This window comes from Tabrizicola sp. (assembly GCF_036781545.1).
Lineage (GTDB): Bacteria > Pseudomonadota > Alphaproteobacteria > Rhodobacterales > Rhodobacteraceae > Tabrizicola.
The window spans coordinates 1-10,579 of record NZ_DAIQAT010000119.1; the positions used below are offsets into that span (position 1 = coordinate 1).

The window sequence follows — 10,579 nt, forward strand, 5'->3', positions numbered from 1 at the left end:
ACGACCAGCCGAAGACGCTGGGCGAAAGCGCCTTCGGCGGCACCCTCTGCGTGCCGGTCTTCCAGGACTTCATGGAGGATGCGATCCAGAAATACGGCGGCGGCGCGTTCAAGGTGCCGCCCGGCGGCTATTTCCGCAAGATCGACCGCTTCACCGGCCAGCCCTTGCCCGACACGGCCTCGGGCGACAACGTGATCGCCGAATACTTCCGCGAGGGCGAGGACGCGCTGATCGGGCTGGGCCTGGTGGTCGACGGCGGCTTCGCGATGGGCGAGAACCTGCCGCTCTTCGCCTATGGCGAGGGCGAGGGCGACGGGGACCAGGGCAAGACCGTCACCAACTCGAAGGGCGAGACGGTGGTCGTGCCGAAGAAGGCCGATTTCGGCACGGTGTCCTCGGGCGGGTTGTACTGAGCCACCGAATAGACCGGGGACCCGCCCTTGCCCGCACGCGGCCTTCGCTTTATGACCGCGCCCGAGAACCCATCAGGACCGACCCATGCGCGCCGAAACCCAAGGCAATGTCGAAGCCATCGAAAAGACCCTGAAGCTTCTGGCGCAGCGGATGGACTGGGAGACTGCGCCGCACCGGCTGGAAGAATTCGACGCGATGATCGAATCCCCCGACCTGTGGAATGACCCGGCCAAGGCGCAGAAGCTGATGCGCGACCGCCAGTCGCTGATGGATGCGGTGGCCGGCTACAAGCTGATCGCCGGGGGCCTGAAGGACAATGTCGAGCTGATCGAGCTGGGCGAGATGGAGGGTGATGCCGAGATCGTCACCGAGGCCGAGAAGGCCCTGGCCGATCTGGTGAAGCTCGCCGCGGAGAAGGAGCTCGAGGCGCTGCTGGACGGCGAGGCCGACGGCAACGACACCTTCCTGGAGATCAACGCGGGCGCGGGCGGCACCGAAAGCTGCGACTGGGCCTCGATGCTGGCGCGGATGTATGTCCGCTGGGCGGAAAAGCGTGGCTTCACGGTGGAGCTGCAGTCGGAAAGCGAAGGCGACGGGGCGGGGATCAAGTCGGCCAGCTACAAGATTTCCGGCAAGAACGCCTATGGCTGGCTGAAGACCGAGGCCGGGGTGCACCGGCTGGTGCGGATCAGCCCCTACGACAGCGCGGCGCGGCGGCATACCAGCTTCTGCTCGGTCTGGGTCTATCCGGTGGTCGACGACAACATCGAGATCGAGGTGCAGGACAAGGACATCCGCATCGACACCTTCCGGTCCTCGGGTGCGGGCGGCCAGCACGTCAACAAGACCGACTCCGCCGTGCGGATCACCCACTTCCCCTCTGGGATCGTCGTCACCTCCTCGCTCAAATCGCAGCACCAGAACCGCGACATCGCGATGAAGGCGCTGAAGAGCCGCCTCTACCAGCAGGAACTGGACAAGCGGAACGCGGCCATCAACGAGGCGCATGAGAACAAGGGCGATGCGGGCTGGGGCAACCAGATCCGGTCCTACGTCCTGCAGCCCTACCAGATGGTGAAGGACCTGCGCACGGGGCACGAGACGAGCGACACCCAGGGCACGCTGGACGGCGACCTCGACGGGTTCATGTCGGCGACGCTGGCGCTGAACGCGAGCGGCAAGAAGCGCGGTGACTTCGCCGACGTCGACTGAGGCGTCGGAATACCCGCCGTTGTGACAGGGCGGGGCGCATGGCAAGCTTTCCCCTGAACAGCGGGGCGGGTCATGCGGGCAATCCTTCCAGTCATAGCGCTTTGCCTGTTGGCTTTGCCCGCCGGTGCCGACATTGGCCGGCGCGCCGTCGACTGCGAAACCATCAGCGCCGCGCCGGGCTGTCTTGCGGCGGCAGAGCTGCGCGGGTTTGTCCCCTCGGGAGGGATGGTGGTGCTGGGCGACCGGCTGCGTCTTGCCGGGATCGAGCAGCGGCCGGGTGATCCGGATCGGCTGGTCATTCTGGACCTGTCGCTGCCGGATGGCACCGTGCAGGCGGTGATCCCGCTGGCAGGAGAGCCGCCGCTGACCGCAGCCACCGAATTCTCGCCGGATGGCACGGTTCTGCTGGTCGCGCCCCCGCCGGAGCCTTCCGCGAGTGATACCGATGCGCTTATGCCGCGGGAGCTGCTGGTCTTTGACGATGCGGGCCAGCAAACGGCGCGCAGCACGGGGCTGGCCGTCACAGCGCTTGCCGATGCCTTCGGCGAGAACCGGCTAGCGTTCGACAAGGGCTTCGTCACGCTGACGCTGGACGGCGTCGGGGTGATCCGCATTGATCTTGCGACCGGCGCTGTCGCCGAGGGCGGGCTGATCCCCGATGGCGAGTGGCTCTATGACGCGCTTTTCGACCGGGTTCGGGGCTGGCACCAGGGTGACATGGTGGTCAAGACCGACTGGAACCGGGACGGCATGCCGTCATCCGTGATGCTGCAAAGCGCCGGGGCATCGGAGGCGCGGACGCTGATCGGCAATCCGCCGGGCACCTATGACCGTGAGTTTGCCCGGCCGGTGCTGTCGCCCGATGCCGGAAGACTGGCCGTGCTGCAACTGGCCGATGGCGCGCCGGGGCCGATCCTTCTGGCGCTGGCACTGCCTTCGGGCAATGTGATCTGGCGGGCAATGGTTCACCAGACTGAAGATCGCCCCGTGCAGTATCGCTGGACCGAACGCGGTGCGCTTGTCCTGCTGCAACCGCATCCGGTGTTCGGCGATGTGACGCTGCTGCTGGTGCACCAGCCCTGACGATCAGCCTTGCCTGACGGGCGACGCCGCGCCTAAGCTTCGCGCATGAGCGTCACCCATCCGCCCGCCGCCCCCGAGATCAACGAGGTCGACGCCTCCGACCTGCGCGCCAGCCTTGCGCTGGGGTGGCAGGATTTCCGCCGGGCGCCGCTTCTGGGGCTGGCCTTCGCGGCGGTCTATGTGCTGGGCGGCTGGCTGATCGCCTTCGCGATGACCGCGAAGGGCCAGTTGTGGTGGACACTGCCCGCCAGCGCCGGGTTTCCGATCCTGGGTCCGTTCATCGCCTGCGGCTTCTACGAGATTTCCCGGCGGCTTGAGGCGGGCGAACCCCTTGTCGCCAGTCAGATCTTTGGCGTGATCTTCCGGCAGAAGGACCGCCAGATCCCGGCCATCGCGGCGGTGATCGTGGTCTATTTCCTGTTCTGGAACTTCCTGTCGCATATGATCTTCGCCCTCTTCCTCGGCAATGCGGTGATGACCAACGTCTCCTCCTCGCTTGCCGTGTTCCTGTCGCCGCAGGGGCTGACGATGCTGGCCTTCGGCACGGCTGTGGGGGCCGCTTTCGCGACGTTGCTCTTCTGCCTGACCGTGGTCAGCCTGCCGATGCTTCTGGACCGCGAGGTGGATTTCGTCACCGCGATGCTGACCAGCTTCGCCCTGGTGCGCGAGAATCCGGCCGTGATGCTGGGCTGGGGCGCCCTGATCGCGGTCTGCCTGTTCCTGGGGATGCTGCCGGGGTTCCTGGGTCTTTTCCTGGTGCTGCCGCTTTTCGGCCATGCCAGCTGGCACCTCTACCGCCGGGCGATCACCTGACGACAATTATCTGACGGGGCGATTGACCAGCAGCGCCAGCGCTGCCGCCAGCGCCGCCATGAGGCTCGCGATCAGCGCCACCGTGCCGAAGGCCGCGCCCGTCGCCGCCAGATGCGCCGCGCTGTCGCCCGGCAGGCCGAAGCCCGGGGCACCGGGGCCATAGGCCGCCGCCGCAACCCGGCCCTGCAGGGCGATCGCGATCAGACCGGCCACCCGCGCCACCGCGTTGTTGACGCCCGAGGCCGCACCTTGTTCACCATCCTCGGCCCCCTGCATCGCCGCCGCCGTCAGCGGCGCGACGACCAGACCCAAGCCCAGACCCGCCAGCGCCGTGCAGGGCACCACATGGCTCCAGAATGCCCCCAGCGGCGCGAAGACCGAAAGCCCGGCATAGGCGCAGGCAACCAGCGCCGACCCTGCCGCCATCAGCGGCCCCGGACCCCAGCGGTCGGCCATCCGCCCCGCAGGGGCGGACAGAAGCCCGATGAGGACCGAGATCGGCAGAAAGGCCGCCGTCACCTCTAGCGCCGTGACCTTCCAGGCAGAGACGGCGGTCATCGGCAGGTAGAACATCACCCCGTTCAGCGCGAAATAAAGGACGAAGGTGACAAGGTTCGTCACCGCCAGCACCCGGTTGCGGAAGAGGCCCAGCCGCAGCATCGGGGCAGGGGCCAGTCTTTCCCAGACAAGGAAGCCGACAAGGCACGCCACCGCCGCCAGCGCGATCGAGGACGAAGCGGAGGGGTCGGTCAGCACCCAGGCCATCAGCCCCAGCCCAAGCGTCGCGAGGCCCGCGCCCGGCAGGTCGACCCGGACACCGGGCTTGCCCACATCGCCCGGCGTGCGGCCCCGGATCAGCCATAGGGCGGCAAGGCCCAGCGGCAGATTCAGCGCGAAGACCAGCCGCCAGCCGATCTCGCCGCCCCAGGTGACGAACATGCCGCCCAGCACCGGCCCCAGCGCCGTGGTCAGCGTCGAGGCCGCCGCCCAAAGGCCAAGCGCCCGGCCCCGTTCGGCACGCGGGTAAGCACGCGAGACCATGGCCATCGACCCCGGCACCATCAGGGCGGCCCCCACCCCCTTGACCGCGCGGGCGGCGATCATCAGGTCGGGCGTCAGCGCCGCGGCGCAGGCGAGCGAGCCCGCGACGAAGACCATGATCCCCAGGGAGAAGATGCGGGCAATGCCGAAGCGGTCGCCTGCAGCGCCCCCCACCAGCACCAGCGAGGAGAGCGACAGCAGATAGGCCGCGTTAATCCATTGCGCCTGTTGCAGGCTGGCCCCCAGCGCCTGCCGCATCGCGGGCATGGCGATCGAGGTGACGGAGCTGTCGATGAACCCCATCGACGAGGCCAGGATCGCCGCCCAGAGGATCACCCGGCGGTCGGCGTCGGCACAGAAGGAAACGGGCACCGGAGTGCCCTCCGATGCCCGCAGGATGGTCATGGCGGAGACGGGTTACTCGGCGTCGCTTGCGGCGGCGGGCGCATCCATGCGGACGGCTCCGGCGGGGCGACCGTTCGCCAGCGGGTCTTCCTGACGCTGCACCGAACCTTCGAAATGCGCGCCCGATTCGATGGCGATGGTCTTGTGGATGATGTCGCCCTCGACCCGCGCGGTCGAGGTCAGGCGCACCTTCAGGCCCCGCACCCGGCCGATCACCCGGCCATTGACGACGATGTCGTCGGCCACGATCTCACCGCGGATGGTGGCGCTTTCGCCGACCGTCAGAAGATGCGCGCGGATGTCGCCCTCGACCGTACCCTCGACCTGGATGTCGCCCGTGGTCCGCAGATTGCCCACCACCGTCAGGTCGGAGGACAGCACCGAGGCCCCGGCCTTGCCCTTCGGCGCGGTGGGGGTGAAGTCCATGCTGGGCTTGGTCATCGGGCTCTCCGGGGCTTTGGGCTTCTCGGCCTCGGCCTTGGGGCCCGGCTCGTTGATGCGGCTTTTAGAAAACATTCTTCGCTGCCTTTATGAAGGTCATCGGATTGATCGCGGTCCCGCTCAGGCGGATTTCGTAGTGCAGGTGCGTGCCAGTGGACCGTCCCGAATTGCCCATATCACCGATCCGGTCCCCGCGCGAGACCCTTTGGCCCACTTCGACCCGGATGCCGGATAGGTGGCCGTAGCGCGTCTCGACGCCGAAGTCATGCTTGATCTTGATCAGGCGGCCATAGCCGTTTTCCCAGCCGGCATAGGTCACGGTGCCGTCGGCGGTGGCATAGATCGCGGTCCCGTAGGCACCGGCCATGTCCTGCCCCTCGTGCCGCCGCGTGCTGCCGTTGAACGGGTCGTTGCGGTTGCCGAAGCCGCTGGTGTAGCGGACGGCCTCGCGGACCGGCATCGCGAAGGGCAGCCGGAAGGCGGCGATGCGGTACATGTTCATCTTGTCGAGCCCGGTCAGGATCGCGTTCGCCCGCAGCTCTTCCGGCGAGGGCGCCGTGCCCGAGGACGAGAACGAGATCGGCGTGAGCGGTCCGCCCTGGCCGGAATAGCCCTCGCGCACCGCACCGATCAGGTCGTCGGGCGACATGCCGGCCTCGCGGAACATCTTGTCCAGCGGCTCGACCGAGACGGTCAGCGCCTCTTCCAGCTTGGTGAAGATCGCGTCGTTGCGCATCTCCATCGCTTCCTTGGCGTCGGCGATCAGCTGGGCTTCCTCGCGCGCCTCCTCGGCGCTGGCCATCACCTCGTTGCGCTCTTCGGCGGCATCACCAAGCGCGCTGGTCAGGAATTCCAGCGTGGCGAGCGTGTCCTGTGCATGGCCCATCTCGGTCGCGACGCCGGACTGGCTGTTCAGGGCCAGCGTCACGCGCTCGGCCTCGCCGCGGGCCTGGTCGCGGTCCTTGATCGTCTCGCGCAGCGTGTCCTGGATCGCCTCGATCCCGGTTTCCAGCTCGCGGCGGCGGTCTTCCGAGGCGAGAAGCCGCTCCTGCATCTCGGACACCTGGGTCAGCGCGATGTTGAAGCGTTCCTGGGCGCGGGCCGCCTCTTCGGCGCGCAGGTCGCGGTCGACCGAGAGCGCGTTCAGCCGCTGTTCGTAAAGCGCCTGCTGGCGGACCGATTGTTCCCGCGCCGATCCGGCGCCGATACTGTCCATCATGATCAGCGCGGTGGCGACGATGGTCCAGGCCAACGCCAGGGTGCCGCCGACGAGGGCGATGATCTGGGTGGCGGGGCGCAGGCGGATGAACCGGGTCTCGGTGTCGGACTTCAGGAACAGGCGCTGTTCGGGAAAGTGCCGTTCCAGGCTTTGATGGAACCGATAGGCGAGACGATTCAGCACGTTGGGGTCATCCGTTCATAGCCTTGGCAGGGGCTTCGCTACGTCACCCCAAGGCCTCCGGCCCCGGGCTCGGACCTGATTATCCACCCTGTTTCAGGGTCGCAACGATTTTGACCATATCCAGGGTTTTTCCGCGCGGTGGAGGGTTTTCATCGGCAAGAAACCGCCGATCATCCGGCATCTTCGGCCAGCGGCCAGTAGAAGTCGGGCGGCAGGCCTGCGTCGGCGCGCTTCTCCTCGTTGAACGGGGGTTTGAGCTGGCCGTGGAAATAGCGGCGGACGAGGGCGTGGAACACCTCTTTCGGGTCGGTCCCGTCACGACCGCAGAGCCAGTTGAACCATTTGGAGCCGTAGGCGACGTGGGACACCTCCTCGGCGTAGATCACCTCCAGCGCCTCGATCGCCTGTGTCTCGCCATGCTTGCGGAAGATCTCGATCATGCCGGGGGTGACGTCCAGACCGCGCGCCTCCAGCACCATCGGCACCACGGCGAGGCGGCCGTGCAGGTCGTTGGCCGTGTCCTCAGCCGCCCGCCACATGCCGGCATGGGCGGGCAGCGCGCCATAATGGCTGCCCATCGCCTCTAGGCAATCGCACATCAGGTTGAAATGCTTGGCTTCCTCGTCGGCGGCCTTCACCCAGTCGTCATAGAAGCCAAGCGGCATCGGCTGGCCGGTGAAGCGGGCAATGATGTCCCAGTGCAGGTCGACGGCGTTCAGCTCGATATGGGCGACGGCATGGAGAAGTGCGATCCGCCCCTCGGGCGAGCCGGGGCGGCGGCGGGGGACATCTTTCGGCGACAGGAGGTCCGGCTTTTCCGGCCGCGCAGGACGCAAGGGAGGCACCGCCTGGCCGATGGGCAGCGGCTGGCCCGCCGCGCGGGCGGCGAACCAGCGGGCGGCATGGGCGCGACCAAGGGCGGTCTTGGCGCGGCCATCGGCGGTCGTCAGGACCTCGACCGCCATCGCCGCCAGGCTTTGCGTCATTCCCAGGCTCCCCAAAAGTCTTCGGCGACCTTTGCCGGTTTTCGGGAAGGAACCCGGTCTGCGCCCTGCCTCACAGCGCCCGCGCCGCCGCCAGGACCTCGTCGGCATGGCCCTTGACGCTGACCTTGTTCCAGACCTTCGCTACCTTGCCCGATCCGTCGATCAGCACCGTCGTCCGCTCGATGCCCATATAGGTGCGGCCATACATGCTCTTCTCGCCCCAGACGCCATAATCCTCGGACACATGCCCCGTCTCGTCGGAGGCGAGCACGATCCCGAGACCGTGTTTCTTGCAGAACTTGTCGTGGCTTTTCACGCTGTCCTTCGAGACGCCGATCACCGTCGTCCCGGCCGCCGCGAAATCGGCCAGCCGCGCGTTGAAGTCCTGTGCTTCCAGCGTGCAGCCGGGCGTGTCGTCCTTGGGGTAGAAATACAGCACCACCTTGCCGGGACGCAGCGCCGAAAGCGTCACGGTTTCGCCGCCATCGCGGGGCAGGGTGAAATCGGGGGCGGTCTGTCCTTCGGAAATCATGCGCGGCTCCTTGCCTTGTGCTGCATTGTGACTAGGCATCTGGTTGCCTTCGCGCAAAGATAAAGGCAGGGACAGCGCGCGTCACCCCCGGTTTGGGGGTGGGGACATTTGCAACGGGGCGCCAGGCTTAGATGAACGACCAGTCGGCGGGCATGGAAGACGGGCATCTCCCCGTTGCCGCGCCGGGGCGACCGGAGCCGTTGATCCTGACCGATCCGCTGCCGTCCGCCCCTTCGCGCGCCGAACGGCGGCCCCGGGGGCGCAGGCGCGGGCGGATCAGCCTGACGGTGATCCTGACGCTGGTCGTGCTGGCGCTGGCCTTCGGCTACCTGACGCTCGCCTATACCGGCAAGGCGCTCAGCCTGCCGACCTGGACCGTGGCCGAGATCGAGGCGCGGATGAACGAGGGGCTGGCGGGCGCGCGGCTGCCGAAGGGCACGGCGGTCTCGCTGGGCGGCGTGGAACTGGCGGTTGCCCCCGACTTCGTCCCCCGCTTCCGCATCGAGGACATCCGCCTGATCGCGGGCAATGGCCGCTCGCTGCTGGCTCTGCCCGAGGCGCAGGTGGCGTTCGAGCCGAAGGCGCTCCTGACCGGCAAGATCCGCCCCTCGGAAATCCGCCTCTCCGGCGCGCGGCTGGCGGTCCGGCGCGATGTCACGGGCCGCATCGACCTGGAATTCGACGGGCACGGGGCGGGGCCGAAAAGCTCGTCCGAAGTGCTGGCCGCGGTGGAGACCCTGTTCGCCAGCCCCGCGCTGGCCTCGCTTTCCCGGATCGAGGCCGAGGGGTTGACGCTGGTCCTGACCGACGACCGGGCGGGGCGGACCTGGCAGGTGGGCGACGGGCGGCTGGCCATCCAGAACGGCGAAACCGCGATTTCCGCCGAACTGGGGCTGACGCTCCTCGACGGGACCGAACCTGCGCAGGCGGTGCTGACCGTCGTCTCCGACAAGGGGGCAAAGACCGCCCGCCTGACCGCCAAGGTCGACAACATCGCCGCGACCGACCTTGCCGCCATGGCCCCGCCGCTCGCCTTTCTCGGCTTCGTCGATGCGCCCATCTCCGGGGCGCTGGAGGCCCGGCTGGGCGCGGACGGCAACTTCGCGGGCCTGACCGCCCAGCTCAGCCTTGGCGCGGGCAGCCTCGCGCCCGGCAAGGGGGCACGGCCCATCGGCTTTGACCGCGCCGCCATGTCGCTGGCCTACGACCCGGCAACTGCGCGGATCGAGCTTGCGGACCTGTCCGTCGAAAGCCCCTCGCTGCGCCTGAAGGCCAGGGGTCATGGCGATCTGCTCGCGCCCGATGGCGGCCCGCTGCCCGCCGGGGCCCTGCCCGACAGCATTGTCGCCCAGATCGCCTTCCGCGAGGTGATGGTCGACCCCGAGGGCCTGTTCGAGGAGCCGATCCGCTTCGGCCGGGGCGCGCTGGACCTGCGCCTCCGTTTGCAGCCCTTCCGGCTGGACATCGGCCAGCTGGCGCTCACCGAAGGCGACGAACGCCTGCTCCTCTCCGGGCAGGTCGGCGCCGAGGAGGCGGGCTGGGGCGGCGCGCTGGATGTGCGGCTGAACCAGATCGACGCCGAGCGGCTTCTGAAGGTCTGGCCGGTGACCGCCGTGCCGAAGACCCGCCTGTGGTTTGCCGAGAATGTGGGCCAGGGGCAGCTGTCCGATGTGCAGGCCGCGCTGCGGCTGGAACCCGGCGGGCAGCCGCAGTTCAACCTCGCCTACGAATTCGCCGATACCGAGGTCCGCTTCGTGCGCACCCTGCCGCCGATCCTGAACGGGCGCGGACATGCCACGCTCGACAACATGACCTATACCGTCGCGCTGGATCAGGGTCATGTCATCGCCCCCGAGGGCGGGCGGATCGAGGCCGACGGGACGGTGTTCCAGATCCTCGACATCACCCAGCGCCCGGCGACGGCGAAGGTCGACCTCGTCACCTCCGCCAGCCTGACCGCCACGCTCTCGCTTCTCGACCAGCCGCCGTTCAGCTTTTTCTCCAAGGCCGGACAGCCCTACAACCTCGGCGACGGGCGGGCCGAGCTGACCGCGACGATCGTGATGCCGATGAAGCCGAAGATCCCGTTCGAGGAGATGAGCTTCACCGTCGCGGGGACGATCCGCAACCTGACCTCGCCCGCGCTTGTGCCGGGGCGCATCCTGACTGCGCCCGAGGTGAAGGTCGCGGTCGACACCGACGGCTTGCAGCTTTCGGGCAAGGGGATGCTGGACAAGATGCCCATCGACC

At 68.1% G+C, this 10,579-nt stretch carries 8 protein-coding genes and 2 pseudogenes; 5 read left to right on the top strand and 5 right to left on the bottom strand.

The window, feature by feature from the left end; translation table 11 throughout:
• The 4 genes and pseudogenes from V7Q39_RS15310 to V7Q39_RS15325 all read left to right on the top strand — a co-directional run.
• A pseudogene (locus tag V7Q39_RS15310) lies at positions 1-413 on the top strand (penicillin-binding protein); the annotation flags it as partial.
• 85 nt (positions 414-498) lie between these two features.
• Positions 499-1,626 (top strand): peptide chain release factor 2, encoded by a 1,128-nt coding sequence (prfB, locus tag V7Q39_RS15315; RefSeq protein ID WP_333817477.1) that lies wholly within the window; start codon positions 499-501, stop codon positions 1,624-1,626.
• A gap of 108 nt (positions 1,627-1,734) precedes the next feature.
• Entirely contained in the window at positions 1,735-2,709 is a 975-nt protein-coding gene (locus V7Q39_RS15320; protein WP_333817478.1) for a hypothetical protein, read from the top strand.
• Between the two features lie 45 nt (positions 2,710-2,754).
• The gene (locus V7Q39_RS15325) at positions 2,755-3,522 is read left to right on the top strand and encodes a DUF2189 domain-containing protein (protein ID WP_333817479.1); all 768 of its coding nucleotides are present in this window, start codon (positions 2,755-2,757) and stop codon (positions 3,520-3,522) included.
• Between the two features lie 6 nt (positions 3,523-3,528).
• Here V7Q39_RS15325 and V7Q39_RS15330 read toward each other — a convergent pair whose 3' ends face one another.
• From V7Q39_RS15330 to bcp, 5 genes are all read right to left on the bottom strand, one after another.
• Positions 3,529-4,935, bottom strand: a complete 1,407-nt coding sequence (locus V7Q39_RS15330; RefSeq protein ID WP_333817480.1) for an MFS transporter — start codon at positions 4,933-4,935, stop codon at positions 3,529-3,531.
• A gap of 45 nt (positions 4,936-4,980) precedes the next feature.
• Positions 4,981-5,484 carry a bactofilin family protein gene (locus V7Q39_RS15335; protein WP_333817481.1) on the bottom strand — a complete coding sequence of 168 codons (504 nt, stop codon included), beginning with the start codon at positions 5,482-5,484 and terminating at the stop codon, positions 4,981-4,983.
• Entirely contained in the window at positions 5,474-6,811 is a 1,338-nt protein-coding gene (locus tag V7Q39_RS15340) for a M23 family metallopeptidase (RefSeq protein ID WP_333817482.1), read from the bottom strand. The genes V7Q39_RS15335 and V7Q39_RS15340 overlap by 11 nt, the downstream gene beginning before the upstream one ends.
• A gap of 170 nt (positions 6,812-6,981) precedes the next feature.
• Positions 6,982-7,797: a ferritin-like domain-containing protein gene (locus tag V7Q39_RS15345; protein ID WP_333817483.1), complete on the bottom strand. Its 816-nt coding sequence runs from the start codon at positions 7,795-7,797 to the stop codon at positions 6,982-6,984.
• Between the two features lie 70 nt (positions 7,798-7,867).
• Positions 7,868-8,329 (bottom strand): thioredoxin-dependent thiol peroxidase, encoded by a 462-nt coding sequence (bcp, locus tag V7Q39_RS15350; RefSeq protein WP_333817484.1) that lies wholly within the window; start codon positions 8,327-8,329, stop codon positions 7,868-7,870.
• Positions 8,330-8,460: 131 nt separating this feature from the next.
• Between bcp and V7Q39_RS15355 the strand changes: the two are divergent.
• A pseudogene (locus V7Q39_RS15355) lies at positions 8,461-10,579 on the top strand (AsmA-like C-terminal region-containing protein); the annotation flags it as partial.

What these genes read in the sequence shown, in the direction of transcription:
- prfB (WP_333817477.1), top strand. Translation starts at nt 499, where the DNA reads ATGCGCGCCGAAACCCAAGGCAATGTCGAAGCCATCGAAAAGACCCTG.
- V7Q39_RS15325 (WP_333817479.1), top strand. Translation starts at nt 2,755, where the DNA reads ATGAGCGTCACCCATCCGCCCGCCGCCCCCGAGATCAACGAGGTCGAC.
- V7Q39_RS15335 (WP_333817481.1), bottom strand. Translation starts at nt 5,484, where the DNA reads ATGTTTTCTAAAAGCCGCATCAACGAGCCGGGCCCCAAGGCCGAGGCC.
- V7Q39_RS15345 (WP_333817483.1), bottom strand. Translation starts at nt 7,797, where the DNA reads ATGACGCAAAGCCTGGCGGCGATGGCGGTCGAGGTCCTGACGACCGCC.
- bcp (WP_333817484.1), bottom strand. Translation starts at nt 8,329, where the DNA reads ATGATTTCCGAAGGACAGACCGCCCCCGATTTCACCCTGCCCCGCGAT.